Here is a 26,351-nt window from a genome sequence, read left to right as displayed (position 1 = left end):
GGGATTAACCCTCGCTGCTTGCGTCTTCAACCGGCTTGATGTTTTCCAGCAAACAGCCGAGGCCGTATTCCTCGACCACATAAGCCTCGTTCGACGACTCGAAGTTGCTCACGCGGTTCCACTCCGGCTCTTCCTTGAGGTAGCGGCGGCGCCCGCCGATCTGCCAGTACACCGACAGGTTGGCGAAGGTGGTGATGAGGATCGTGCCTTCGGGGATGTACGGCACCTCGTACAGCGGCAAACCACCGACGCGACGCTGGGAGATGATCAGGTCGCTCGCCAGGGTGTTGGTCGCGTCCTGGTCTTTGTTGACCAGGGCCAGGAACTTGTCGTGGACCAGTTCGCGGCCGGTCAGTACCACCAAACCAGGGTTGCGGCGGTACCAAGGGTCGAGCAACTGGATGGCGTCGTAGACCAGGGCGTCGATGTTCTTGAAGTCACCGGTTTTGCCGATTGTGATCTTGCCGGCGACGGCGCCTTCCTTCAGCACACGGTCGGGTGCGTGGGTGCGGTACTGCTGGAGCCAGCCGATGTTGACGTCTTCCAACAGCGGGTGCGTGGTGCGGTCGGTTTGCTCTGCGGCAGAAACGCCGTAGAAACCGATCTGGATGCGGTCGAGCGCCTGGCGTTGAGCAATGGCGCTGGACAGACGGGTCTGGAAGTCCGGGAACTTGGCCCAGGCGTCGAGCTGCTTGTAGCTGACGAAGGTGTCAAAGTCGGTCTGCTCGGCCTTGTACTTGTCGCTCGATAGGGTGCCGATGCTACGTGGCTCCCGCTTCTTGACGTTGGTGTTGGTGCGACTGGCAACGGTGCCGCCCACGCCCAGGCCGACCTTTTCGCCTTCCTGTTCATCGACACCGATGATGTTGACCTTGGTCAGGAACTCGCTCGACTCCTGAATCTTGGTTTCCAGGCGCTGCTGGATTGTCGGGTCAACGCTGAAGGTCGCAGTAGCCGACTCAACGCCGTTGAGCAATGCGACCTGGCCGAGGTAGCCGGTGAAGAGTTTTCGAGTGTCGTTACGCATGGGTGTCTCCGATAGTGGGCTGGGCGGTGAAGGCCGCAGGTCAGAACTCAGCCAGGGCTTGTTTGCCGCCGCCGGTTACCGGTGGGCGCTGGGTTTGGGAATGGTCTTGGGTTTTGCCGAGGGTGGTTTTCAGCTCGACCAGGTCTTTGCTGAGCTGCTCAACCTTGGTGTTCAGTTCGCCGGAGAATTTCTTCTCGGCAGCCAGCTGATCGGGCAGATCCTTGACGTGGTCAGCAATCGCTTCGACGGCCTGGCCGATCTGCGCAAACTCGGCGTCGTCCTTGGCCTGTTTGCCACCTAGCAGAGCCTGTACTTTGCTGAAAAGCTGGGCGCCGAGGCTGGGTTTTTCTTCGATTTCTTCAAACTGGAGCTCGGTTTCTACCGCCTCGGTGAACATCGACGTCGCGGAATAATGACGGTCTTTGAATGGGCTGGATTCTGGCTTCTGCGCGGAGAAAGACAGTACATCGGTGCCCAGGCTGGCCGGGGAGTCGGTCACCGCCAGGCCGACGATGTAGGCCTCGCCGGTGTCCGAGAAGCTGTCGTCGATTTCGATCGAGGTGTAAATCTTCTGCTTGGCCTTGTTCATGGCGATCAGATCGGGCGTCGGCTCGACCTGGGCGAACAGGGCCAGCTTCTTCTGGCCGTTGATTTCCACTTCTTCGGTCTTGACCGCGAGCACGTCACCGTAGGCCTTGAAAGGGCTGTCGGGCAGCAGGCTGCGGAAGTGCTCCAGCCAGATGCGAGCACCATAGGTGGCTGGATTGAAGTTCTTCGCCGCCTGTTCCAGCCAGCTGCGTTTGATGGTGCGCTTGTCAGAGGTAGCGCCCTCGACGGCGACGCGGAACCAATTACTGCGGAATTTCTTCATGCCGGGAATCCTCAATGCGTTGGGCGCTAAGTGCGTTGCAATGAGGGGCATGGTCGTGACGCGCGCGAGTTGCGGCAACGAGGCGGGATTGTAGGAAGGGCTGTTACAAGAGGCGGCGCTACTGACTCGCAGGCATGGGCGGCAGCATCGCGGCCATGACTACGACCGAACTGCTCCCCATCGATCCCCGGCGCCAATCCAAGTTTCTGTATTGGATGGGCTGGCGTATCTGCGAGATCGCCGAGGCTACGGGCGAAAAGGAAAAAACGCTACACAGCTGGAAGGCCCGCGACGAATGGGATCGTGCCGACAACGTTGAACGGATCGGCGGCGCCTTGGAAGCACGGCTGGTGCAACTGATCCTCAAGGAGGGGAAGAGCAGCGGCGACTTCAAAGAGATCGATTTGCTGCACCGGCAGTTGGAGCGCCAGGCGCGCATTCAGCGTTTTCAGGGCGGCGGTACCGAAACCGAACTCAACCCCAACCTCGCCAAGCGCAACGAAGGCCCGAAGAAAAAGACCCCGAAAAACGACATCAGCGAAGAGCAGATCGAGCTGTTGCGCGAAGCATTTATCGACGGCTGCTTCGACTACCAGAAAGACTGGTACCGGGCCGGCAATCAGCGGACCCGCGTCATCCTCAAGAGCCGGCAGATCGGCGCTACCTACTACTTTGCCCGCGAGGCGTTTATTGATGCGCTGGAGACTGGGCGCAATCAAATCTTCCTGTCGGCTTCGAAGAACCAGGCCTACCTGTTCCGGGGGTACATCCAGGCGTTTGCCCGCGAGGTTATCGGCGTCGAGTTGACCGGCGATCCCATCGTGCTGCCGAACGGCGCCGAACTGTTTTTCCTTGGCACCAATGCGCGTACCGCCCAGGGCTACCACGGCAACTTCTACTTCGACGAATTCTTTTGGACGTTCAAGTTTGAGGAGTTGAACAAGGTTGCGTCGGGTATGGCGATGCACAAAAAGTGGCGCAAAACCTACTTCTCGACGCCCTCGACCATGGCCCACGAGGCCTACACCTTCTGGACGGGCGAGCGCTTCAACAAGGGCAAGCCGGCGGCGCAATACACGAAGGTCGATGTTTCCCATGGCGCTCTCCAGCAGGGCCGTTTCTGCGAGGACCGGTTGTGGCGCCAGATCGTCACCATCCTGGACGCGGAGGAGGGCGGCTGCGACCTGTTCGACATTGAGGAGCTACGCCGGGAGTACAGCCCCGAGGCGTTTGCCAACTTGCTGATGTGCGAGTTCGTTGACGACGGCGCGAGCATCTTCCCGCTCACGGTATTGCAGCCATGCATGGTTGATAGCTGGGTTGAGTGGGCCGAGGACTACAAGCCGTTTGCCATGCGGCCGTTCGGCGACCGCCAGGTATGGGTAGGTTATGACCCGGCGGAAACCGGCGACTGCTCGGGCCTGGTGGTGGTCGCGCCTCCGTTGGTACCGGGGGGCAAGTTCCGGGTACTGGAGCGGCACCAGTTTCGCGGCATGGACTTCGCGGCGCAGGCCAGTGTGATCAAAGCCGTATGCGATCGCTACTGGGTGACTTACATCGGCATTGACGTCACCGGCCTGGGTAGCGGCGTGGCGCAGCTGGTGCGCCAATTCTTCCCCAACGTGACCACCTTCAGCTACTCGCCAGAGGTCAAGACCCGCCTGGTGCTGAAGGCTTACGACGTGATCCACCGGGGCCGACTGGAGTTCGACGCCGGCTGGACTGACATGGCGCAGTCACTGATGGCGATCCGCAAGACCATCACCGCAGGCGGTCGTCAATTCACCTACACAGCCGGCCGCAACGACAACACCGGCCACGCCGACCTGGCGTGGGCGCTCTTTCACGCATTGCACAACGAACCGCTGGAGGGGCAGACCACTGCCAACACCGGTCGGATGGAGATTTTTTGATGTCGAACCGCCGCAGAAATACCAAGCAGTTGGCCCAGGCCGCCACGGTTGCAACGCAGGAGTTTATTCCTCGCGGTGACAGCAAGATCGAGGCGTTCAGTTTTGGCGATCCATCACCGGTGCTGAGCGGCCGGGAGGTGTTTGATTATCTGGAGTGCTGGTTTAACGGGCGGTGGTATGAGCCGCCGCTGTCGCTGGATGGTCTGGCGCGGTCGGTGGGGTCTAGCGTGCATCTGCATTCGGGGCTGATGTTTAAGCGGAATTTGTTGAGCAAGACCTTTATCCCGCACCGGCTGCTGTCGCGCGCGGCGTTTGAGCAGTTCGCCCTGGACTTCCTTTGCTTGGGCAATGGCTATCTGGAAGGGCGACGCTCAATGCTCGGCCCTGTGCGTGAGCTGGTACCGCCATTGGCGAAGTACATGCGCTCGGGTAAGGACGGGCGGCAGTTCATGGTCCAGGGCTGGAAGGAGGAGCATGAATTCGAACCGGGAACGGTCTTTCATCTGCGGGAGGCGGATCTGCATCAGGAGGTGTACGGCCTGCCCGAGTGGATCAGCGCTCTGCAGTCGGCGCTGCTGAACGAGTCAGCCACGCTGTTTCGCCGCAAGTATTACGAGAACGGCAGTCATGCCGGCTTCATCCTCTACATGACCGATGCTGCGCAGAACGAGGCTGACGTTGATTCCCTACGCAAGGCACTGAAGGACTCCAAAGGACCTGGAAACTTCCGCAACCTGTTCGTGTATTCGCCGAACGGTAAAAAAGACGGGTTGCAGATCATCCCGGTCAGCGAGGTGACGGCCAAGGACGAATTCAACTCGATCAAAAACCAGACTCGCGATGATGTGCTGGCCAGCTTGCGGATTCCGCCGCAGTTGATGGGCATCGTGCCGCAGAACGCGGCTGGGTTTGGGTCGATCAGGGAGGCGGCGCAGATTTATGCGGCCAATGAACTGGAGCCGATTCAGGCGCGTATGGCGCAGGTGAATGACTGGCTAGGGGAGGAGGTTGTGCGCTTTAAACCTTATGAAATCCCGAAGGATAGTTAGTAGAAACGCAATTGCTTTGCTAGGGTGCCCTTGCCTATCTAGGCAGGCGAGGGAGTAAAAAATTGAAGGTCTCAATTTTCTTAGGTAGCGCAGTTGGTGGCTTGTTATCGGTACTGATTTTGGTACTCGTTTTTCGCGCATTTGACCATGATATTGATTTGGTCTTGGGCGGTAGTGGTGGACAAGAACTAGATTTGTTAACTACTCTTGTTTTGCCATTGTTATCAACTTTTTTCGGCGCGATGGCAGGTTCTTATTATACATATAGGCTGCAAGTTCGAACCAAAGCGCAAGAGGAAGTTCAGCGGGAAGTATATTTGTTGCGCCATGCCAGTTTAGCTTTACAGTCCCAGCTCAATGATTTGGCCGGAATAAAGAGAGCAATGGTGCTTCCGTATCAAGATGACGCTCTTAGATCGCTGAGTATGCCTGTAACTATTGGCTCTCTCGGAGTGTTGGAAAGGATTGATCAGGATGTCGCCATTCCCCTGATTAGGTTGAATGAGGCAGACCTGTTATTGAGGGTGCAGTTTGCCGAAAAAACTTATCTAAATACTCTTGAGTTGCAGCAGTCGCATCATCGGCTTGCCAAGGAATATTCTCAAAGATTAAGTGATGGAGGCGTCGATCAGTTTGATATTTCATCGCTGTCCTTCAAAACGAAAATCGTCGGTGGTGCGATGATCGCACAGTTGTATACAACGGGAGAGGGATTGATAGGTGCTTTGGATGATGGGTTGGAAGATCTTTTGGCTGCGTTAGACGGTCTTGCTAGAGTTTATAAAGAAAAATACAGTAGTGGTAGGTATGGTTTCTTGTCTGTAGTGCCTTTCGCATCTTCAGTTGATATTTTTGCAAAGGTGCCGCCGCCGAAAATTAAAGATGTTAAGTCCTTGATGGAGTTGGCCGGTTATTATCCGAAATATTATGATCCAGCGTCGGATGAGATTGTACCGATTGCAAGGCTTGCCAAAACTGACTGGCGTTCTCCTTTTTATAAAGGTGGGATTTGGAGGTGTTATTTCATCAACGCAGTAAAATGAGGGCTGAACCCTAGATACGATTTCGATTTTTGTATTGGCAGAATTTTTATGATGATTTGAGAGTTGGCATATGAGGTAAATAGTTCTAGGGTGCGGGTTCAATCAAACTGGAATCCTTGTTCCTCACATTGCCAACGGCAATATCGACTTTAAACCATTCAAAGGCTTCGGCCGGCTCGCTTTGGTGCAATACCATCTGCTCGGCACGCTCTCTTGGTGTCGCGGGGTCCAGCCATTCGCGGGCAAGTTCCGGCGTCAGCACCACGGGCCGTCGGTCGTGAATGTCCACCATGCCGCCGGCACTGTCGGCGGTGATGATCACAAAGCCATCATGCTCGCCTGGGCCTTCATCGGCGTCTGGTAATTGGCCGATAGCCGCGCACAAGATCGGCGCGCCGTCCCGCCTGCGGATCAGGTAGGGCTGTTTCTTTGGTCCACCTTCATCCACCCACTCAAACCAATTGTCGATAGGCGTGATCGCACGGTGCGGCCAGATCGCCCGGAAGAATGGACCGTGGGCGACCTTCTCAACGCGTGCGTTTATCGGTGCGGCGCGGTCTTTCGCCCAATGCGGTCGCCACCCCCAGCGAACTGGATCAGAGTGCAGCAGTTCACCTTGCAGGTGCAACAATGCCACCTGGGTCGTCGGAGCAACATTGTACCGCTCGATAGGTTGGTCACCCACCGAGTTTGCCAGGGCGTTAGGCATGCTCAGCGCCGCAACGAAGTCGTGGATTCCCCTGTACTGCGACAGCCTTCCGCACACAACCAAGCCCTCCTTCCGTTTGATCTTAGACAATCGTGGTCGGTCGAGGTCGCATCTCGTTGACGATTCGCTTCAGACCTTCGGCTTCACGCTTACTTACGCTCAGTGACGTCCTCAGGGTGTCGATCTGTTTGCGCATCTCAGCCGCTTCGCCGCCTCTCTGACGGAGGTATCCAGCGAACTCGGCGTTCTTTGCCTGGGTAGCCAGCAGCATCTGACTGATTCCGAAGACATCCTCCCGCGCTTTGCGCAGTTGCACGTTCAGGTCCTGGATCTCGTTCTCCAGGAGTCGGCAGTGCTGCCGGTACATTTGCAATGGGGGAGGGAGGCCAAGCCAGCCGAGGGTGTCTTCATCGTTATTCATGGGGGCGAATCCAATACTGTATAGGCATACAGTAATCTGGATTTGTCCATGACGCGATTTGAGGCGACGAACTGTAGGAGGGAGGGGGGCTTTGGGTCAGAAAAAGTCAGCTGGGATAGATGAAAGATTGCCCTTCAACAGTATGAAAAAACCCAGCTCAACATAGCATTTGCAGGGTGTCACGGCAAGCCAAAGCGGCTGCGCGGGCCAATAAACATGGGGTTTCGGGGGCTAAGTGGTTGGCACCCAGGGAGCTGCTGACCGTTCGGGGAGTTGGCGTGCCACATGTAGGGCTACAGACGTGCCATAACGGGGCAGTGACGTGCTTCACCACCCGGCGCGCGCCGTCGTCCCCCCACCTCGCCTGCGGGCTAAATGGGTCTCTTTTTCTGCGCTTCTTCACCCTCATTCAAATCAAGCCGGGCGGGTGCTGGGGAAGAGTGTTTAGGCATATTGAATGCCTGCGAAACCCTGCAGAGGTGGATGTTTCCGCAGCTCTCACACGCAAGCTCAGGAAGGCGGATTCAGAAGGAGGCCCGGGAAAAGGGTTAGTTTTTTTTATTGGAGTGCAGTGATCTGAAAGGCCCGTATTTATTAGGCTTGAGACCTAACTTTGAGGGGTTAGTTTGGGTTAGGTGAAAAGTTATTTTTATGTAAGCCTATGTTTTTAAAAGGGTTTGTATTTTCTGTATTTAACATCAATGAAGGTTAGGGAATTACCAATAACTAACCAGAATCTAACCTTCGTAACTCTTGAAAAACCCTTGCTGCATAAGGGACTCAGGGCCGTTTGCAAAAAACTAACCCTCCTAACCTCTTTCCCATGGGTCAACATGAAAATTCGGATGTACCCATGCCGGGTCATGTGCTGAAGCCGCGTACAGGATTGCGCAGTCCAATCGTCCATCGCCCTCACGCGCGCCTACTCTCCTCCACGTAGCATTAGATGTTGGTGTGTTCGCAGATGGTATCGGGATTGGAGCGACAGGAACTACGGCGCGGTGGTGCACATAGGGCTAGTCGCCAAGCGAGAGCTATTTTAGGAGAAATGAGAGGTGCGAAAGTGGTGCAGGTTTTTCTTATCGGCCCTGAAGGGCCCGCATCACGGGGCCTGTATAACGGGCAGTCAGACTCAATCAGCCGATAAGGTGTTTGGCTTCTCGCGTGGTTGACAGCAATCTACCCAAGTATACCCGTCTTAACCTCTGCGTTTGCGGATGCCTTGGAACAAGGTGTTGACCGCCTCGATGTCTCTCAGCAACTCATCCGGCTGCGTAACAGCGCGCTGCTGGCCGGCTGCATGTGAATGTGCGCGCACATTGCGGCAGCATTTATCATGCAAACGCTGCACTTCCTGGAATTCAGCGTCCTGCACAACCATTACTCCATTAAGCCGGCCGACCGAGATACCGTCTCGAAACCGTACAACGGTCCCATTAAGTATTATGTCTTCAATTCCAACTTCCAGCGTCACGCGAAGGTCATCGTACGCATTGCGGATTGCGAGTCTCTCGTCATCCCCTGGAGGATTATTGAAAATTGCTGCAATACGTTTTTGGTCGGCACGATGCTCTACAAGGCGTTCATTTTGTTTTCGCATGTCATAAGGAAGTCCGGCATTGATGTAGCCTGGCCCTTCTGCGCGATAGGTGATCGATCTCACTTCAGGGGCCAGTTGGGCATCTTGGCTCAAAGTAGTTAACTCTCCGAAGAACACTGCATCGTGCGTGAAGACAATGACTTGCCGGTTTGCGGACTCTTCAACGATTCGGCGCGCGACAGCCGTTCGATGACTGTGGTCAAGGCTTGAAACCGGATCGTCGAAAACTATTCCGGATGTGGAGCCTGACTGGTGCAGTTCCGCGAAAAAATAGGCGAGGGCGCACATACGCTGTTCCGCCTCACTTAGAACAAGGTGCGGATCTAACCGGCATTCGTGAAGCTGGACTCCGAGGCGAACTGCCCCCAGGTCACCAGTTGAACTAACCTTTGCCTTTATGTGGTAGAGATCTAAGCCATTGAGCTCATCAGTCATCCGGGCTGCCAATGACTCTGTGACGTAAGTCTTTGCGAGCTGACCTGCGAGAATGCTAATTGAACGTGTATTGATGATGTCATTGAGGCAGTTCTGAAGCCTATCTCTGCGGGTAAGATTCTCAATTACCAGGGCGATACCTTCGATATTTTCGGAAAGTACCCTTCGCGCTTCCAACTCCTTTAAGCGAAGTTTCTTAGCCGCTAAGGCTTCTGCATCGAGGTTTGCGCGCAAGCCGGCAGCTTCCGCGCGCAGGCTCCCTGCGATCTGGAGGAGTGATGCAGTCGGATTTGCTACGCGATACGCGGGGGCATTCAGCCATTCTCCTGTGGCGATGCTATTTCTGAGCCACTGAAGTCGAATGACCAGGTCTTCTTGGAAAGTTCGAATTTCGTCAGGTAGCGTTACTATGCGAGCCCCTAAACTCTCAAGCATGACCGGGGGTACGATGAACGTGACTACCGCCTTGCCAACAGCGCGCACGCCTTCCAGCCACACCTTACGAGCAACTTGAGCCGCTTCGGCCGCTCTGTCCCGAATATAGTGATCGAAGCGTTGCAAGCGTTCCTGAGCTGCTGGAGTGAGTTCTTGCTGACAAAGCACGCATGATGCACCTTCAATGGTCACCGGGAAGGATTTCCCCGGATAAGCAGTGGTGGTCGAGTACTCACGCGCGGCATTGAAGAGGAGCGACCATGGGCCTTGTCCCGTGCCGGGCAGCAGAACTGAGTCATCCTCAGCCTGCAGCAAGGCGGATGCTGCGAGCTCAGCCGCCTCCGCGTCAACCAATGTTCGATGTCCCAACTGCGCGGTGCTGATTGCATCATCCGAAACTACGCTGGCGGCAGCGGTGATGGTGCCACATAGCTCTTCTATTCGTGTCGCAGCATAGTCGAGGTTAGTCGCTCTGGCGCTAGGGTCAGCCTCGCTGATCTCTTTAGGGAGGCGTGCGTGTTCTGTTCGTTCATCCTGGGTGAATATGCACAAGGCGCGTGCTCGCACCAAATCTGTCGCTAGTCCTATCGGGTGGACTGCTTGGCCGGCCTCTGTGTCTGCAGGGATGACATTGAAAGGCGTAACGTCGGTGGCGAGCCCCGCGATTTCTGCTTGAAGTCCCGGACGTAGAGCCTGACTAAGACCATTCGCCAACTGCTGGAGGTAGGTTAGGGCAGACGGCTGAAACGCGAATGCCTCTGTTGATTGGAGGTAGTGCCGGGCGCAGTCGCCATCGAAGACGGAAATGCCTCTGAGTTCCGTCCGAGGGATAGCACCGCGTTGACCGCTCCAGACAGCCTGTTGTGGTGCATCATCCAAATTAAAGTCGATCGTGGCGCTTGGTGTTAGCTCTTGGAAGTCCGGGGCATAGGCGTTGGGATAAACGGTACCTGGGCTCCTGGCTCGGCATGCCTGTTTCAGCACACGCGCATAGCCGGATTTACCGGTGCCATTGCCACCGTAAGCAATGGTGAGTCCTCGCGACTGAAAATCTAAAGTTTGGTCGCTCGGTATTTTCCCAACATTGGTCATCGTGCTTAGCGACGTGAGGACGACAGATCTGTCTGGGTTTGCCTCGGCGGGGAAGTGAACAGCGGCGAACTTGATCGGCTGTGGCGCAGGCTCTATTGCGCTGCGCATTCCGTGATGTTGTTTGGCGAGATCAAGAATTTCGCGAAGGTCATTTTCACTCCACACCCCCTGAACACATAAGCGTCGCAAGGCATCCTGCCTCCAGGGTGGCAACCTGTCCGCCCATGCCAATACTTCCTCGTAAATAGCCATCTTGATACTCCATATCGGCAAGGGGGCAGCAAAGGATTATCATTGTGCCATCATGCGACTGATGCCGTGCAATGATTTAGCTGCCGTTTGTGCATGGCTCAGAATTTATCTTTTCAATTTTTGACGGCAAAAAAAACATGGAGTTATCTCGAAATCACGGCAAATACCCGCCAACGAGTGCTTTGAGTCGAAGACCGGAGTCTAAGTGAGATCAGACCTTTTCAATCGGGCGATGCCTTGTTTGATATGGCCCGCGTTGTCACCAATCGTCTGAAGTGCCCCTCGAACGTTCTTACCCAGGTCTGATTCGTTTTGATGCTCAGCCCAAAGTGTCAGTTCCATCACTGCCGCCTCCAAAGCCAGTTGATTTTGATAAAACCGCTCAAGCAAATCAGTGAGTGAATATTCGTTAGCCATGGATGCTTTCTCTTGCCGAAAAAATTCAGCATAGCAGGGGTGATGAATCACCACAGCGTGGCAATGTCTTAATCTTGATACGCGGTTAAGCCTTATGGCCGACTTATAAAGCCGGCAGCAAGCATGATAGTTGCAGAAGGGTTAAGTATTTCTAACTGGAAAATAAATTACAGAGCAGAGATTGTCCTAATCTACTTCTAGGTGTGCATCTATAATGCTCCCATTTATATCGCCGAACACAAGCGCGCCTAGAGCATTTTTTCCCACTAATGCATTACCGTTAATTTCGGCCAAAATTCGCATTTTTTGCCCAGGGGCTCGCTCAAATTTGAAGTGAGAGCCACTTGCGGTTGCCGTTATGCATGACCAAAATCCACTGTTATGCTTTATGTAGTCTATGTTTTCAATTTCAATTTCTTCATATGTTGTATTTGAAATTGCAATTACTGATGAGATTTTGTCATTTTCAAATAATTCGTATTTTTGTTCTTCAAAGAATTCTGTAGCGCTCTCTACGATGTCATCCATCGTAACTAGTCTCATTGATAGCGTTTCAAGCATCGTCATTGTATGGTCGAAAATAGAATCGGAAGTTAAGTTTTCATTTTTGTTGGGTTCGTCCGCTACAATATCTTGAAATTTTTGAGCTAGTTCTTTTTTGTCGTAGAAAATGTATTCTATTTTTGATAGGTCTTCATTGTTAAATTTCTTGTCTTTTAATAGTTCGGAGAAGTGTTCGTACCCAAATATCGCTGCCACAATTTCTGCTGTAGACGTTAAGGATAAGTAGATTTCATCCAGTTTCATGCTGTCTTCAATCATTGACATATAGAGGTAGGCGGATGGGAATCGGTTAGACTCATGAAGTGCTCTGAGTCGAGAACTTTCTACCTGAAAACGACTCCGCTCCAACTCCGCTTGTCGACTTCTATTGTCTTCTTCTAATTGAGAAATTTTAGTTTTACTTAGCGCCTCTGCGGCTCTCGCGGCGGCCTCATCAGATTCGGACTTGGCTTCAAGAGCCCTCGCAGTGAGCCGCATTGTTCGTTGTTTTAAGTGTTCAACAACTTCATTCTTGCGATTTAAGCTAAGCTTGACACTTTCTTCTAAAAAGGGTTTGTCAGGGTTTGATAGAAGTTTGGCTTCGTTGAGGTGTTTTTGGGAGTTGATTTGGTTGAGTTCTGCCTTGACGGCTTGATGGTGTAGTTTGCTGTTAGCAAACTCTAGTATTGATTTTGATAGGAGTGATACCCAAGGTAGAAGAAAAAGGTAAAATATTGTTAATAAGGCAGGAATTATGAATAGTGTGTTGAATGCAATGAGTTTGCTTTCAGTTGTAAAAATATAAAACTCATTAACTCTTTCTGAAATTTTCCCCTCGCCCCATATTAAGATCGCTAGGTGATTCCAGTTGCAAGTGATCCAGGATATTATAAATGCTCCGACTAATGGATCACTAATCCGTGTTTTTGTATTTCCTGACATTGAAGAAATAATATCATCCAGTACTTTCATTGCATTAAGTCCATTTGTGTGTTTTAAGGTTTTATGTGGTGGCTTCTATGTTTAGAGTTTTTGTTGAACATGGCATTGCAGGATCTGTCTGATTGTTCAAGTCGCGTTGACGGTGTGTCGCAGTTGTAGCGCGTCACAAGACAATTAGTCATTCAGGCCCTGGTGAAAAAGGTCTCGCCAGGAATAATAGATCTACTTTTTCTGAAAAGGGAGAGTTGAACAGTGAATTCTAACGGACTATGAAAAATAGTGGTACTAAAGTGGTACGAGAGTGTCACTGGGGTTCTGGAGCCCTTGACGGGACTGCGATTGAGTTTTAGTTGTTCCAATCCATCACCGAAATGCTGATGGCTTTAGACTGGATTGCAGTTATTTCGGCTCTCCATAACCGTGAGCATCTCGCTGAAATCATCATAGTCGGCTATGTAAAAAGAATTTCGAATTTCTGTGTCGATCAGGTATGAGTGGGTCGTGGCTCTACCTTGCGAAGCTCTACTTTCACAAGGTTGAGTTGGCCGTTAAAAAATCAACGTAAATGGTCAGGCTAATCCAATGAATAATATAATCTCATCCGGGGAGCTTAAAAGCATTAGCTCTTTGAGCGCTTCTTTACACTAGCCCACAGTTCCTCCAGTAATATTCTAAATGGTTCGTCCTTCTCGGGAACTGGGTGGATCAGGAGGTCTCTGAGGGTTTCCTTGTACAGCCATTCACCATCGAGGGTGAGACCCTGGAGAAGTTTATCGCGGATGAATTTTTCATCCCCTCCTAAAAGATGCGCGCAGTAAGCTCGGTTTCCAAGTGGTACTGACAGATCTGATACCTCCGTCAGAACCTCATCAAAAATAGTTGCTGCCTGATTTAGATTGTCATTACGGAATTGCCTATCAGCCCATCTCTTCTTTGCTTGACAAAGGAGCACAAATGCCTTGGTGTTTTTTAACTTCCCTATTTCATCTTTGATTTCTAAATCTTCTGAATCTCCAAATTGTTCCATTGTACGGTCAAAAATTTGATTTCCCTCATCTATTTGGTTTTTTTCAGATAAAAGACCAATTTTGCGACTTCTTACAGCAATTAAGTGTTTCGCAATTTCTTGGGTACTGGTTTCGTCAAAGCGCGCAAGAAAATGCTCGCATAAAGCGAGCGCTTGATCGTTTAAGTTTTTGACTGATAATCCGATAATTTTATTGGAGAGTGCGTGAGCCATGTATTCGCTATGTGAAAGCGTTTCATTTTTTTCAAGCCGAGAGATAATTATATCTAGCAGTGCGTTTGCTTCGTCGAAACGCCCTAATAGTCCTAGGCACCCTGCTTTTCCGTTTAGTGCTTCAGCGAGCGAGGATTCTATATCATCCTCTTTACTATCGTATCGTTTGATGAGTTCATCAAAAATTTCAAGGGCTTGCTCATACCGGTAGAGCTCGGTCATCGTTGCGGCTGCGTTGGACATAGCCCGCGTTACTTGTTGTGGGGTGGCTGACTTTACATCAGCTGCGTCGCGCCAAAAACGAACGGCACGTTCCTTTTTGCCTTTGCTGTAGGCATCAAATGCGCGGTTGTTCCAATCTTTGAATGTATACGTCGATTCTGGCTTGTTTGTTGCTGCCGTTGCAGCCTCTGCGAGCGCACTAGCCGCAGTTTCGGAAATTTTAGCTTGAGACGTATGTTGACCGCTAACTGATAGTTGTATTTCTTTGATCGCTAAATCCGCACCGTCTTGAACTCGCTGAATATGTAAGTTGAATCCTGCTTCTGCTTGGCTTTCCAAAGTTATTAAGTTTGCTTGAAGCGTGTCCAATCTACTTTGTAGCTCGTTAGCGTGCACGCCAAACCATTCGTTGGCTGTAATTTTAGCCTCTTTTCGAGCTTCCTTCTGCGCTTCAATCTGTGCTTCACTTCGCGCTTTGCGTGAGACTGAGAAATAACCAGCTAAACCTGCTAATGGAAGTAGAATGCTAAGCGCAGTAAGCAAAATTCCTAATAGGCTAAGGCTTTGGTCTATATGTGAATTTTGAGTGTCTAAGCGCTTATCTTGACTATCTAAGCGAGAAGATAGAGCTTGTATGTCTTTTTGTAGAATGTCGCGCGTACTATCTAAGCGGATCTGAGCGAGCTCTTTATAGGAGCTAAAAGCTAACTCATCATTTTTTATAGCGGCGCTGTAACTAATTGAGGGTGTATACCCTAAAACAATAAGTATGATTATACGAGCTGTTGCCCCCACCGCTCCCTGGTTAGATACCGTCAATGCCTCTTACTCCTTAATTTTTGAGAAGCATATCATCACTGCGGTGTGGAGTCTCATTAGGTACAGAAAAACTAGGTGGTGGTACTAAAATGGTACGTGGAAATTCGAGTCGCGATAGAACTCGCGTTTTTCATGACTGTAATAAAAAACACGTCCAATCCATCATCGGGGCGACGGAGAAGCGACGGGAGAAAGCTTGTGGTGGAGCTGTGTGCTGGGGCATGAGGATCTGAGGTGAGCTTTGCGAAGGGGAGGCAGTTTAACAGGAATGGGTTGGTGGGGATGGGGGAGCTTCTTTGGGAGGGATTGTTGTGTTAAATAAATCTGTCCCCTTTCCAGAAGTCGTCGATACAACTACCACCGCCTCCACCACGCCTTCTGAGCAACCACCTCAGGCTCCAGCGAGGCGATCTTAGAGCCTGCAATCTTTATCGGTGCGACGTCCATACCATCGAATCTACCTAGACCCAGAGGGGGGCTTTCTGCTTGTAGAAAACGAGTGGTTTCTGCTGAAGCCACCGCATGCAGTAACGACGAAGGCGATATATTCCGACTCAAGACGTGAATGCCGCTCTCTGGATCATGCAGACTACTTGCGTCGGTGCCTTCTACGCCATCTATCAGAAGCGGCTGGATCATGACCGTCCCAAGCTCATAGGTGATATCCAGATCACCGCAAACGCAACGCAGCCTTTGCAGTTCACCATTCGACGATACGCATACAAAATCCAGCCCGTCGTCATCCGTGCAAAAGCTGCAAACGTGTAATTGAAGGTTTTTGCTTAGCGCTAAATTCACATTCAGGAAAGCTCTCTTGAAGTAGTCGGCTAGCTGAGCATCCTTAAGCACTTTGTATATCCGCGATAGCGCTGCCAATTCTTGAGGGAGCTCAAGCGGTACATCCTTGATGGGTGGCATAGACGTAAAGGGCCATTTCCGTTCTTCGCCAGCCTTGAACGTGTCTAAGTAGAACGACGTGGCGTTTTCATCCTGGTGTAATGACCAACCAATGCTCATCGGCAAAGTAGAAAGTGGTTCTAACTCCGTGAACGAGCCCCATGAAAGACAGGACACCGTTTCCCCCTTACGATAAGGGATAGGCAAACGGGTATGTTTATGACTAACAGCAATGATAAGGGTGGCGAGCTGCTCGGCCAGGAGCGCCGACGCCGCTGGAGCACCGACCAGAAGCTGGCCATGGTTCGCGAGAGCCTTGAACCGGGACAAAGTGTGTCCGTGGTGGCCCGACGCAACGGCATCAACGCCAACCAGCTGTTTCTTTGGCGCAAGCTGTATCAGGACGGAAGTCTATCGGCGGTCAGTGCGGGCGAGGCCGTTGTACCGGCGTCGGAACTGAGCGATGCGCTCAAGCAGATCCGAGAATTGCAGCGGATGCTGGGCAAGAAGACGATGGAAGCCGAAGTCCTAAAAGAGGCCGTGGAGATCGCCCGGTCGCGAAAATGGATTGCGCACTCACCCTTGTTGCCGGGGGACGACCAGTGAAACTGGTCAGCGAATGTCTCGGTGTGTCGCGCTCGCAATTAACGGTTCGGATCAAGCAATCGGTATCGCCTAAAGTACGGCGACGTCGGCTCGTGAACGATACGGAGTTGGTCGCCGAGATTAAGGAGCAGGTCAGCGAGTTACCGAGCTATGGCTACCGCCGTGTTTGGGGGTTGCTGCGCCGCGAGCGTGAAGTTCAGTCACTGGCTCCGATCAATGTGAAGCGGGTTTACCGCGTCATGCGCGATCACAATCTGCTGTTAGAACGCCGCATCAAGCAGCCTGGCGTGCAGCGCCGGCATGAAGGCCGAATTGCCGTTACTACCAGCGATACGCGCTGGTGCTCGGACGGCTTCGAGTTTCGCTGCGACGACGGTGCGAAGTTGAGCGTGACTTTTGCCCTGGACTGCTGTGACCGCGAAGCCATCGGCTGGGTCGCCAGCCCGACGGGCTACAGCGGTGACGACATCCGAGACTTGATGTTGGAAAGCGTGGAGAAGCGATTTGGGGATCAACTACCGAGCACGCCGGTGCAGTGGTTGAGCGATAACGGCTCGGCTTATATCGCCGAGCAGACGCGTCTGTTTGCTCGCCAGATCGGCTTGCAGCCGGTGACCACACCGGTACGCAGCCCGCAAAGTAACGGCATGGCAGAGAGCTTTGTGAAGACGATCAAGCGTGATTACGTGGCGCACATGCCCAAACCGAATCGAGAAACCGCGCTGCGCAATCTGACGATTGCCTTCGAGCATTACAACGAGCAGCATCCGCACAGCGCCTTGAAATATCGGTCGCCGAGAGAGTTTAGGCGTTTGGCAGCAGCATCAATTTAACGGGGAGTTGGTGTCCGGTCTGGTAGGGGCAAGTCCACTCCGGCTTCACATTCATCGCGTGAGCAACGACAAGGGACCCCATTTTTTAGATCCTTCAGGTACAGGGCTGAATCGCTCCAAGCATAGTCGATACTTGAGAGTGTGCTATCGGCCGATTGCCGCCAGTCATGAGGGGCTGGGCGTCAATGATTGGAAGTAGTGCTGGTACCCAAGTGGTACGCAGCTTTCAGATCGGCACTGTAGGGCAAGGAATACGTAGCCTACAGAATTAGCAGTTCCAATCCATCACCGAAAAGGCTGATGTTTTGCGCTCGTGACCGGCAGCACTCTGGGCCCAAAGCTGCCTATCAGGAAAGCCACTGAACCGATTCCGAAATGCCAATAATTCAACAAAAAGTTGATAGATCAACGAGTGGTTGATATTTTCGTCGCCTTCGATAATCACTTGAAGGCACCCATGAAGGTCTCTGAAGCCTCACCAGCCGAGCGACAGCTGATTCTTGACGTGCTTCATAGCACCCTCAAAATGCTCAGTAATGCGCTAGGACTTCATACGGAAATTGTGTTGCATGACCTGACCAACCCCGAGCGATCCATTCTTGCTATCGCCAATGGTCATGTTACTGGAAGAAGGGAGGGCGGTTCATTGTTGGGAGGCCCGCGCCAGGACGCGGGGTTTATCGCCGTCAGGCGTGCGATGGAGGATCACTCAGGCACCGATCCTGTATTGGTAGAGAATTACCCTACAGTTGCGCCTGACGGTCGCCCGCTGCGCAGTTCCACTGTGGTGTATCGCGACAGCAGCGGGCAACCTTTTGCCAGTCTTTGCATCAATGCCGACTTGAGCGGTATTGCTGCTGCCCACGCCTTGCTCGGAGGGCTTCTGGGCCTGGAAGGCGCTCCAGAGTCACGTGGCGATGAGCCGAGAGATATGGAGCAGATGATGGCGGAAATCATACAGGTTGCTTGTCCCGGCGGTGCCGTACGGATGAAAAAACTTCAAAAACTTGAAGCGGTGCGGCAGATGCAAGATCGCGGGATATTCATTGTCAAAGGCGGGATTGAGAAAGCCGCTGCCGCGCTCGGCGTTACCCGATACACCATCTACAACTACCTGGAGCAGATCCGGGCTACAGAAAATGTTGGCAGGCAGGAATGACCAGAATGCAATTCGATATTTTCCAGGTGGACGCTTTTTCCTCTGAGACTTTCGGCGGCAACCCGGCGGCGGTCTGTCCGCTGGAGGTCTGGCTGCCTGATGCGACGCTGCAACAGATCGCAGCAGAGAACAACTTGTCCGAAACCGCGTATTTGGTGCGCAACGGTGAGGTGTTCGAGCTGCGCTGGTTCACCCCCACGGTGGAAGTCGACCTTTGCGGCCACGCCACCCTGGCGGCGGCCTGGGTACTATTTGAACAGCTTGGGGAAAGCAGGGATATGCTGCGCTTTTCCACCCGCAGCGGTGAATTGCGAGTGCGCCGCGAAGGCGGGCGCCTGGCCATGGACTTCCCGGCCAAACAGCCGGAAGCCGTAGCTGTCCCGCCAGGCCTGCTGCAAGCCTTGGGCCTGAAACAGGTCGATGCGCTTTATCGAACAGACGATTACCTAGTGGTGGTCGAGGATGAAGCCATCGTTGCAGGCCTCAATCCCGATTTCGTAGCTCTGTCTGCGTTCGACGTGCGGGGTGTCGCTGTAACCGCGCCGAGTCGTAACTTCGACTTTGTCTCTCGCTGGTTCGGGCCTCGGGTTGGGGTGAACGAAGACCCGGTCACCGGCTCGGCCCACACCTCACTAGCGCCATACTGGGCCAAGCGCTTAGGTAAGCGCAGTCTGAGAGCCGAGCAAGGTGGGGCACGCAAGGGCCAGTTGCACTGCGAAGTCCTGGACAGCGACCGAGTCATTATCAGCGGCCACGGGGCGCTCTACCTGCGGGGCACGATCTATATTTAACGCCAGCTCATTCGGGCGAACTTGCTCAACAGAGGAGTGAGCGCCCCTGCGGCGCTCATATTTCTGCGACCACACTTCGAAAGTGTCTTCTGTAAATTTAACAGAGCAGCAAAGGTCAACGAACGGCCGAAAAACCACTCGCTGTGGTGAGTAGGTTCTCCGGTGGCGATCGTGCGTGAGTTCAGGCGAAGGGAAACTCCGACTTTTTCAACACAATCGACCCATAACAGCCCTTCGCAAAGCGCAGCTTTCGCCATTACTTTTCGTGCAGAGCCTAGGGCTCTATACGGGCAAGGACCGTGCAGGGCTACTCGCAAAGGCCCGAGAGATTGGTCTGTTGAGGTACGCGCGGCCCTGAAGGAGGGACGGTGCGCCCGAAGCTCAGGCAGGCAGGAGAAATCACTGAGAATCCATATAGCTGCATTGAAAAGCACTATAGGCAGATTAATTTATTAATCGGTAATCGCGACACTAACACAGGATTTTCTCGCCTGATTATCAGATAGAAATGTTTGAAACGCCTATACATCTAGCGCGCCGCCGAGATTCTCGCCTCTGATGAATATGCCGCTGAAGTTCGTGAGCAGGAGCAACTGTGGATATCTCGTGGCGTGAGTTCGGTGCCGACCATCGTGTTCAACGATCAGTATGCAGTCAGTAGTGGGCAGCCGATGGAGGCGCCTGTTCACGCGATTCGGCAGATCATCCGTGAGACTCAGGCTGACCGCTGATCGTTATCTGCGGGTTTTTTCCCACTCAGTGGGAATCTGGTTTCAGTTAATGGAAAACTCGGTGCACCATGCCCGCAAGAGCATGAGGCCGATATGAACTACAACACGCCCACTGATCGCTTGCTGCAAATCCTCGTCACTCTGGGGCAATCCAGCGAGGCGATCTCCGCCAAAGAACTGTCCGAGCAACTGGCACAGCCGCTCAGCAGCACTTATCGCCATCTCAAGACCTTACTGCGCTGGGGGCTTGCCGAAGAGAACGGTCAGGGTCGCTATTTGCCAGGGCCAACCTGTTTGCAACTGGCCAAGAAATTCGACCGCGAAGCCGTGCTGGTGACCCTCGCCAAGCCGGAACTCAAGCGCCTGGCCGAGCAAAGCCAGGAAAGCGTGGCGTTAATGGTGCCCAGCAATGGCCAGGCGATTTGCATCGAGCTGGTCGATAGCCCACAACCGCTGCGTTGCTGCTACCAAAAAGGGCTGGCCCAGCCGCTGTTGGTCGGTGCATCGGCGAGAGTGCTGTTGGCCTATATGGATGAGGCGCAAAGCCTGTCGGCTCTGTTGGCGCAAGGCGTCGAAAGCGAGGAAGTCGCCACGTACCAGCGCAGTTTTGCCGATATCCGCGCTGCCGGTTATGCCGTGAGTGTGAGTGAAATCGACGACGGCATTTGGGGTATCAGCGCGCCGTTGCTCGACAGCCGCAATCGCCTGCTAGGCGCCATCAGCCTCATGGCTCCTGCCTCCCGGGCGCACACCCGCAGTGAACGCCTGATCCGCTGGACCCAGGACGCGGCCCTGCGCCTGAGCGCTCGGCTCGACTGAATTTGACTGGAGTTTCAAGCATGACTGCTGTTTCTGACATACCCCTGTGGACAGGTCGTATCGACGCTGGCGAAGGGCAGGCTGCGCTGCGCTGGCATCAATGGGTCAAGCCCTTCTGCGAGGGTCAGTCTGCGGGTGCCGCACTGATTGGGCTGGCCTGTGATGAAGGAGTCAGACGGAATCAAGGACGCACCGGCGCCCGTCTTGGCCCGTCAGCACTGCGCAGGGCGCTGGCCAACCTGGCGTGGCACGGCCGGGCGCCGCTGTATGACGCGGGCGATGTGAGTTGCACCGACAGCAACCTCGAAGGCGCGCAGCAGATTTACGCTCACCACGTCAGCTATCTGCTCAACCAGGGGCATTTGCCGTTGGGGTTGGGTGGCGGCCATGAAATCGCCTTTGCCAGCTTTAGCGGCCTGGCCGATCACCTGCGCCAGGCCACCCCGCATGCGCGGATCGGCGTTCTCAACTTTGATGCCCACTTCGATCTGCGCCATGGGGAACAAAGCAGTTCGGGTACCCCTTTCCGCCAGATAGCCGAGTACTGCCAGCGTGCACGGATGCCGTTCACCTATTGCTGCCTGGGTGTCAGCCAGTTGAACAACACCCAGGCGCTGTTTGAGCAGGCGCAGCGACTGAATGTGCGTTACCGCCTCGACCGGCAAATGAACAGCTGGGACATACCCGCCTGCGAAGCGATGATCGATGAGTTCTTGCAAGACGTCGATCACCTCTACCTGACCATCTGCCTTGATGTCCTGCCCGCCAGCCAGGCGCCCGGTGTCAGTGCGCCGTCTGCCCATGGCGTGGACATGCAGATCGTCGAGCATCTGATACGCCATGCCAAGGCCAGCGGCAAATTGCGCATGGCCGATATCGCCGAACTCAACCCCGGCCTGGATATCGACAATCGAACCGCCCGCATTGGTGCGCGTCTGCTTGCCAGCCTGATCGATTAAGTTTTTCCGTAAATCCCTGAAACCGCTTGTTGAATCATAAGAAAAAGAGAAATTCGCCATGCTGACATTCGAACTGGATGCGCTGAGCACCCTTGCTCTCGCGCTGCTCCTGCTGGGCCTGGGTGCCCAACTGAAAAAACGTAGCTACTGGCTGCGTCACCTGTGTGTACCTGCACCGGTGATTGGTGGTTTTGGTTTTGCCTTGGTGATCTGGCTGTTACGTGATCAACAACTGCTCAACCTGACCCTCGACACCAGCCTGCAAACCCCGCTGATGGTGGCGTTTTTCACCACTGTCGGTTTGGGGGGTAGCCTGGGTTTGCTGCGCAAGGGGGGCAAATTGCTGTTTATCTACCTGGGTGCGTGCTGGGGCCTGGCGCTGGTGCAAAACGTGGTGGGTGCCAGTGTTGCCAAGCTGCTGGGCATCGATCCGTTGCTGGGCATCATGGCCGGCGCGGTGTCACTGGAAGGCGGTTTTGGTGCGGCGGCAGCTTTCGGGCCGATTGCTGAAAACCTCGGTGCGGTCGGTGCGACCACTGCAGCGCTGGCAGCTGCAACTTTTGGCATGGTGGCAGGCGGCTTGCTGGGTAGCCCGCTGGCGCGCTGGTTGATCGAGCGCAACAAACTCGTGGTCAAGGCCGAAGCCGTTGGTAGCCTCAAGGCGTTCGAAGAAGTGGTCCATACCCCGCCGCCCGCGCTGGATGCTGCCACCTTGTTGCGCTTGTTGACCTGCATTGTGGTGATCATGGTGCTGGGATTCTGGCTGGGCTCCAGCTTGCAACAGCATCTGGGTATCGTGCTGCCGAGCTATGTGGGCGCCATGTTCGTCGCGATCATCCTGCGCAACCTCAATGACCGTGCTCAGGTTATCGAGATGCCCGACCAGGCCGTCAGCACTATCGGCGATGTGTGCCTGGGCATGTTCCTGACCATGGCAATGATGAGTCTGAAGTTTTGGGAGCTGGAGAAGCTCGGTTTGCCGCTGCTGGTGATTCTGGTGGTGCAGGTGGTGATCATGATTTTGCTGTGCGTGTTCGTCCTGTTCCGCCTGTTTGGCCGCAACTACGACGCGGCAGTCTTGTGCGCGGGCTTCATGGGGCATGGGCTGGGCGCGACGCCCAATGCAGTGGCCAACATGGGCGCCATTTGTGACCATTACAAAGTGTTTTCGTACAAAGCCTTCATCATCGTGCCGCTGTGCGGTGCCGTGCTGATCGACATTGTGGCTATCCCGATGATCACCTGGTTTATCAACGCATACAGTTGAGAATCATCTGGTTGCTTCATTGCTAAAGCGCGCCGAAGCCATCGCCGGCAAGGCGGCTTCTGTGTTGTGGGAGCCGACTTGCCGGTCAGGCGCCGATTGCCCGGCGTTTGGCCAGCGGCCATGCGACGCGCATAGACATGCTGGACCCGAGCCCCGGGCCTGAAGCTGTGCCGGTGGTCCACCGAAAAAACCTGGAAGCGCTTCACCCAACGCCTGGCGCAACGGCCCCTGCCAACCAATGGGCGCCCGGAAATTTTCCTGCTGACGCCCGTACAAGGCTCTGAATATGGCCAAGCCGACGCGCTGATCGAAGGTTTACAAGGTTATGACTCAGATGCCTTCGTGGAGTTGATACAGCGCAATGGGGCTGAAGCCGTCATCCCCTCAAGAGGGAATCGTCTGACGCCCCGAAAGCTGGATCGATCTACCTACAAGGCACGTAATCTGGTGGAGCTTTTTTCTGAGGAGAGTACGGTTCCGGTGCCTTCCCACATCATTCGACGCGCCCCGGCAACATCCCCGCCAGTACCTTGTCCTTATCAATAAAATGATGCTTCAGCGCCACCATCACATGCCCACCTACCAGAGCGCCGCATAACCACGCGCTGTAGGTGTGAATCGCTTTTGCCAGGTCATAGAGGCTTTTATCCGGCTCCACCAGCGGCGGCAGCAGGAATAGGCCCGCAACCAGAATGGGTTTGTCAGCCACCGAGCTCCAGTACCAGCCGGATATCGGCAATCCGAGCAGTGCCACGATGTACAGCAACAGGTGGCCAATAAACGCTGCACGCTTGAGCCGTGGTGTCATCGTATCGGGCATCGCCGGTGCTGCATGGGTCAGGCGCCAGGCGATGCGCAGGACGATAAGCAATAGCAGGGTGCTAGCCATCGCCTTGTGTAAAAACGTGAGTTGATGCTGCGGGTTGAATTCATCGCGCCAGTGAACGGCGACAATTCCCACCAGCCAGGCGGCAATCCAGATGAGTGCCATGCCCCAGTGCAGCCATTTTGCCGTGGCCGTATAGCTTTTTGTCTGTGTCATCTGGATGCGCGCCTGTGTTTTGGGTAGGCGCGATTATCGACAATTGGGCAGGGCGGAAAACCGTAAAAACTCGATGATTCCCATCGGCTTTTCTGATTTTCAGCATTTCTCTCCATCCTGCCGGGACTACAAGCGCCGGGTCACAGGATGCCCTATTCCTCAGGTGGCGCTGAACCTGTCGCGAAGACGACCACCAAGTCCAGAACAGACGCCCGATCCCGCCGGAGCATGATATTCTGCGCGCCATCTTGGTCTATCCTTTCTCTGGTACGCACTCCCGAATGCGTACCGGCAGAGAGCTGTCGCCGAGGTAGCTGAAGCCAATAATGATAAAAAGTCAGCGCAGAAGGGACATAAAAGTGAGGTCGATACGTCGGCCTTGTGTGCCCACCCTGCAGTTCTTGCGAGTACGGGACCCGGCCAGACATTGCCTGATGTTTGGCGTACTACGGTTGCCGGAAGGTCAAGGACGGTAGGGCGGAAGGCGTTTTATCATAGGTGCTACGATGTTTAAAAAAGTGAACACTGCCCTGCTGGGGCTGGCTTTGTCGATAGGGATTACTTCCGTCCAGGCGGAAGAGGCAAAGAAAGTTGATGTGCTATTGATCGGCGGCGGCATCATGAGCGCGACCCTGGGTGTGTGGCTCAATGAGCTGCAGCCGGATTGGTCGATGGAGATGGTTGAGCGCCTGGACGGTGTCGCCGAAGAAAGCTCCAACGGTTGGAACAATGCCGGTACCGGTCACTCGGCCCTGGCTGAGCTGAACTACACCCCGGAAAACAAGGACGGCGCCGTTGAGATCCCGAAAGCGGTCGAGATCAACGAAGCGTTCCAGATCTCCCGCCAGTTCTGGTCGTGGCAGGTTCAGCAAGGCGTTCTGAAGAACCCGCGCTCGTTCATCAACTCCACTCCGCACATGAGCTTTGTGTGGGGCGATGACAACATCAAGTTCCTGAAAAAGCGTTACGAAGCGCTGCAGGCGAGCCCGCTGTTTGCTGGCATGGAATACTCCGAAGATCCGGTACAGATCAAGAAGTGGGTTCCGCTGATGATGGAAGGGCGTGACCCGAACCAGAAAATCGCTGCGACCTGGTCTCCGATCGGCACTGACGTGAACTTCGGCGAGATTACCCGCCAGTTCGTCGCTCACTTGCAGACCACGCCCAAGTTCGACCTGAAACTGTCGAGCGAAGTGCAGGACATCACCAAGAACGCCGACGGTTCGTGGCGCGTCAGCTACAAAAACCTGAAAGACGGTACCAAGACCGAGACCGACGCCAAGTTCGTGTTTATCGGCGCGGGCGGCGGTGCCCTGCACCTGCTGCAAAAGTCGGGCATTCCTGAAGCCAAGGAATACGCCGGCTTCCCGGTGGGTGGCTCGTTCCTGGTGACCGAGAACCCAACGATTGCCGAGCAACACCTGGCCAAGGCCTACGGCAAGGCATCGGTTGGCGCGCCACCGATGTCGGTTCCGCACCTGGACACCCGCGTGCTGGATGGCAAGCGCGTGATCCTGTTTGGCCCATTCGCGACCTTCTCCACCAAGTTCCTCAAAGAAGGCTCGTACCTGGACCTGCTGACCAGCACCACCACCCACAACATCTGGCCAATGACCAAAGTCGGTATTCGTGAATACCCACTGGTCGAGTACCTCGCCGGCCAGTTGATGCAGTCGGATGACGACCGCTTCAAGGCGCTGCAAGAGTACTTCCCGAACGCCAAGAAAGAAGACTGGCGCCTGTGGCAAGCCGGTCAGCGTGTGCAGATCATCAAGCGTGATGAAGAGTTGGGCGGCGTCCTGAAACTCGGTACCGAAGTGGTCAGCTCCGCCGACAACACCATCGCCGGCCTGTTGGGTGCGTCGCCAGGTGCGTCCACCGCAGCGCCGATCATGCTGACGGTGCTGGAAAAAGTGTTCAAGGACAAGGTTGCTACCCCGGCTTGGCAGGAGAAGCTGAAGCAGATCGTGCCGAGCTATGGCACCAAGCTGAACGGCAGCCCTGAGCGCGTTGCGCAAGAATGGGCCTACACCGCCAAGGTGTTGCAACTGACGCCTCCGCCAGCCATGCCGCAAATGGCTGCTCCACAGGCGACCGAGGCTGCCAAGCCTGCGGCCGAGCCGAGCAAGCCGGCGGCTGACATTGCGCTGTAAGCGGTTGACGCAGTCCTGAGACAGGATTGAATCGACAGTTAAAAACCCGCTGAACCGGTAACGG

At 54.3% G+C, this 26,351-nt stretch carries 20 protein-coding genes and 1 pseudogene; 11 read left to right on the top strand and 10 right to left on the bottom strand.

Features of this window, described 5'->3' with window-relative positions; genetic code table 11:
• Nucleotides 1-4: 4 nt before the first annotated feature.
• Together K1X80_RS19940 and K1X80_RS19935 are read right to left on the bottom strand one after the other, a co-directional pair.
• Complete coding sequence (locus K1X80_RS19940; protein ID WP_220172443.1) at nt 5-1,027, bottom strand: phage major capsid protein, P2 family; 1,023 nt, start codon at nt 1,025-1,027, stop codon at nt 5-7.
• Nucleotides 1,028-1,067: 40 nt separating this feature from the next.
• A complete protein-coding gene (locus K1X80_RS19935) occupies nt 1,068-1,898 on the bottom strand; it encodes a GPO family capsid scaffolding protein (protein WP_220172442.1) in 831 nt (276 codons plus the stop codon).
• Between the two features lie 155 nt (nt 1,899-2,053).
• Here K1X80_RS19935 and K1X80_RS19930 point away from each other — a divergent pair, with 155 nt between their 5' ends.
• The 3 genes from K1X80_RS19930 to K1X80_RS19920 all read left to right on the top strand — a co-directional run bounded on the left by K1X80_RS19930 (nt 2,054) and on the right by K1X80_RS19920 (nt 5,903).
• Entirely contained in the window at nt 2,054-3,811 is a 1,758-nt protein-coding gene (locus K1X80_RS19930; protein ID WP_220172441.1) for a terminase ATPase subunit family protein, read from the top strand.
• Complete coding sequence (locus K1X80_RS19925) at nt 3,811-4,860, top strand: phage portal protein (protein WP_220172440.1); 1,050 nt, start codon at nt 3,811-3,813, stop codon at nt 4,858-4,860. The genes K1X80_RS19930 and K1X80_RS19925 overlap by 1 nt, the downstream gene beginning before the upstream one ends.
• A 62-nt stretch (nt 4,861-4,922) precedes the next feature.
• Nucleotides 4,923-5,903, top strand: a complete 981-nt coding sequence (locus K1X80_RS19920; RefSeq protein WP_220172439.1) for a hypothetical protein — start codon at nt 4,923-4,925, stop codon at nt 5,901-5,903.
• 85 nt (nt 5,904-5,988) lie between these two features.
• On the opposite strand, the gene K1X80_RS19915 is transcribed toward K1X80_RS19920, so the two are convergent.
• From K1X80_RS19915 to K1X80_RS19885, 7 genes are all read right to left on the bottom strand, one after another.
• Nucleotides 5,989-6,669, bottom strand: coding sequence for an SOS response-associated peptidase family protein (locus K1X80_RS19915; RefSeq protein ID WP_220172972.1), 681 nt, complete (start codon nt 6,667-6,669; stop codon nt 5,989-5,991).
• Between the two features lie 25 nt (nt 6,670-6,694).
• Nucleotides 6,695-7,033 (bottom strand): hypothetical protein, encoded by a 339-nt coding sequence (locus tag K1X80_RS19910; RefSeq protein WP_070994582.1) that lies wholly within the window; start codon nt 7,031-7,033, stop codon nt 6,695-6,697.
• 1,198 nt (nt 7,034-8,231) lie between these two features.
• Nucleotides 8,232-10,847 carry an AAA family ATPase gene (locus tag K1X80_RS19905; RefSeq protein ID WP_220172438.1) on the bottom strand — a complete coding sequence of 872 codons (2,616 nt, stop codon included), beginning with the start codon at nt 10,845-10,847 and terminating at the stop codon, nt 8,232-8,234.
• Between the two features lie 201 nt (nt 10,848-11,048).
• Nucleotides 11,049-11,264, bottom strand: coding sequence for a hypothetical protein (locus K1X80_RS19900; RefSeq protein ID WP_220172437.1), 216 nt, complete (start codon nt 11,262-11,264; stop codon nt 11,049-11,051).
• 186 nt (nt 11,265-11,450) lie between these two features.
• The gene (locus K1X80_RS19895) at nt 11,451-12,779 is read right to left on the bottom strand and encodes a hypothetical protein (RefSeq protein ID WP_220172436.1); all 1,329 of its coding nucleotides are present in this window, start codon (nt 12,777-12,779) and stop codon (nt 11,451-11,453) included.
• Nucleotides 12,780-13,368: 589 nt separating this feature from the next.
• Nucleotides 13,369-15,030, bottom strand: coding sequence for a hypothetical protein (locus K1X80_RS19890; protein ID WP_220172435.1), 1,662 nt, complete (start codon nt 15,028-15,030; stop codon nt 13,369-13,371).
• Between the two features lie 354 nt (nt 15,031-15,384).
• Nucleotides 15,385-16,104 carry a hypothetical protein gene (locus K1X80_RS19885; RefSeq protein ID WP_220172434.1) on the bottom strand — a complete coding sequence of 240 codons (720 nt, stop codon included), beginning with the start codon at nt 16,102-16,104 and terminating at the stop codon, nt 15,385-15,387.
• Nucleotides 16,105-16,146: 42 nt separating this feature from the next.
• Between K1X80_RS19885 and K1X80_RS19880 the strand changes: the two genes are divergently transcribed.
• The 7 genes and pseudogenes from K1X80_RS19880 (at nt 16,147) to gltS (ending at nt 23,092) form a co-directional block, all read left to right on the top strand.
• Nucleotides 16,147-17,366 (top strand): IS3 family transposase gene (locus tag K1X80_RS19880; RefSeq protein WP_197884037.1). Its coding sequence is split into 2 segments (ribosomal slippage): nt 16,147-16,492 and nt 16,492-17,366, totalling 1,221 coding nucleotides; the frame shifts between segments, so codons are not numbered across the junction.
• A 457-nt stretch (nt 17,367-17,823) separates the two neighbouring features.
• Nucleotides 17,824-18,525 carry a transcriptional regulator gene (locus tag K1X80_RS19875; RefSeq protein ID WP_057960365.1) on the top strand — a complete coding sequence of 234 codons (702 nt, stop codon included), beginning with the start codon at nt 17,824-17,826 and terminating at the stop codon, nt 18,523-18,525.
• Between the two features lie 5 nt (nt 18,526-18,530).
• Complete coding sequence (locus K1X80_RS19870) at nt 18,531-19,316, top strand: PhzF family phenazine biosynthesis protein (RefSeq protein ID WP_057960286.1); 786 nt, start codon at nt 18,531-18,533, stop codon at nt 19,314-19,316.
• A 533-nt stretch (nt 19,317-19,849) separates the two neighbouring features.
• Nucleotides 19,850-20,047, top strand: a pseudogene (locus K1X80_RS19865) (DsbA family protein); the annotation flags it as partial.
• 93 nt (nt 20,048-20,140) lie between these two features.
• The gene (locus K1X80_RS19860; RefSeq protein ID WP_057438547.1) at nt 20,141-20,866 is read left to right on the top strand and encodes an IclR family transcriptional regulator; all 726 of its coding nucleotides are present in this window, start codon (nt 20,141-20,143) and stop codon (nt 20,864-20,866) included.
• A 20-nt stretch (nt 20,867-20,886) separates the two neighbouring features.
• Nucleotides 20,887-21,825 (top strand): formimidoylglutamase, encoded by a 939-nt coding sequence (gene hutG, locus K1X80_RS19855; protein WP_057960285.1) that lies wholly within the window; start codon nt 20,887-20,889, stop codon nt 21,823-21,825.
• Between the two features lie 58 nt (nt 21,826-21,883).
• Nucleotides 21,884-23,092, top strand: a complete 1,209-nt coding sequence (gene gltS / locus K1X80_RS19850; protein ID WP_057960284.1) for a sodium/glutamate symporter — start codon at nt 21,884-21,886, stop codon at nt 23,090-23,092.
• Nucleotides 23,093-23,585: 493 nt separating this feature from the next.
• On the opposite strand, the gene K1X80_RS19845 is transcribed toward gltS, so the two are convergent.
• Entirely contained in the window at nt 23,586-24,134 is a 549-nt protein-coding gene (locus K1X80_RS19845; RefSeq protein ID WP_057960283.1) for a cytochrome b, read from the bottom strand.
• Nucleotides 24,135-24,640: 506 nt separating this feature from the next.
• Between K1X80_RS19845 and mqo the strand changes: the two genes are divergently transcribed.
• Nucleotides 24,641-26,287, top strand: coding sequence for a malate dehydrogenase (quinone) (mqo, locus tag K1X80_RS19840; RefSeq protein WP_198817683.1), 1,647 nt, complete (start codon nt 24,641-24,643; stop codon nt 26,285-26,287).
• Nucleotides 26,288-26,351: the final 64 nt, after the last annotated feature.

Origin of the sequence: Pseudomonas sp. So3.2b, from assembly GCF_019464415.1 — a bacterium.
Lineage (GTDB): Bacteria > Pseudomonadota > Gammaproteobacteria > Pseudomonadales > Pseudomonadaceae > Aquipseudomonas > Aquipseudomonas shahriarae.
Note: the sequence above shows the minus strand (reverse complement) of the source record. Positions and strands in the feature narration are given on the sequence as shown.

What these genes read in the sequence shown, in the direction of transcription:
- K1X80_RS19940 (WP_220172443.1), bottom strand. Translation starts at nt 1,027, where the DNA reads ATGCGTAACGACACTCGAAAACTCTTCACCGGCTACCTCGGCCAGGTC.
- K1X80_RS19935 (WP_220172442.1), bottom strand. Translation starts at nt 1,898, where the DNA reads ATGAAGAAATTCCGCAGTAATTGGTTCCGCGTCGCCGTCGAGGGCGCT.
- K1X80_RS19930 (WP_220172441.1), top strand. Translation starts at nt 2,054, where the DNA reads ATGACTACGACCGAACTGCTCCCCATCGATCCCCGGCGCCAATCCAAG.
- K1X80_RS19925 (WP_220172440.1), top strand. Translation starts at nt 3,811, where the DNA reads ATGTCGAACCGCCGCAGAAATACCAAGCAGTTGGCCCAGGCCGCCACG.
- K1X80_RS19910 (WP_070994582.1), bottom strand. Translation starts at nt 7,033, where the DNA reads ATGAATAACGATGAAGACACCCTCGGCTGGCTTGGCCTCCCTCCCCCA.
- K1X80_RS19905 (WP_220172438.1), bottom strand. Translation starts at nt 10,847, where the DNA reads ATGGCTATTTACGAGGAAGTATTGGCATGGGCGGACAGGTTGCCACCC.
- K1X80_RS19900 (WP_220172437.1), bottom strand. Translation starts at nt 11,264, where the DNA reads ATGGCTAACGAATATTCACTCACTGATTTGCTTGAGCGGTTTTATCAA.
- K1X80_RS19895 (WP_220172436.1), bottom strand. Translation starts at nt 12,779, where the DNA reads ATGAAAGTACTGGATGATATTATTTCTTCAATGTCAGGAAATACAAAA.
- K1X80_RS19875 (WP_057960365.1), top strand. Translation starts at nt 17,824, where the DNA reads ATGAAGGTCTCTGAAGCCTCACCAGCCGAGCGACAGCTGATTCTTGAC.
- K1X80_RS19870 (WP_057960286.1), top strand. Translation starts at nt 18,531, where the DNA reads ATGCAATTCGATATTTTCCAGGTGGACGCTTTTTCCTCTGAGACTTTC.
- K1X80_RS19860 (WP_057438547.1), top strand. Translation starts at nt 20,141, where the DNA reads ATGAACTACAACACGCCCACTGATCGCTTGCTGCAAATCCTCGTCACT.
- hutG (WP_057960285.1), top strand. Translation starts at nt 20,887, where the DNA reads ATGACTGCTGTTTCTGACATACCCCTGTGGACAGGTCGTATCGACGCT.
- gltS (WP_057960284.1), top strand. Translation starts at nt 21,884, where the DNA reads ATGCTGACATTCGAACTGGATGCGCTGAGCACCCTTGCTCTCGCGCTG.
- K1X80_RS19845 (WP_057960283.1), bottom strand. Translation starts at nt 24,134, where the DNA reads ATGACACAGACAAAAAGCTATACGGCCACGGCAAAATGGCTGCACTGG.
- mqo (WP_198817683.1), top strand. Translation starts at nt 24,641, where the DNA reads ATGTTTAAAAAAGTGAACACTGCCCTGCTGGGGCTGGCTTTGTCGATA.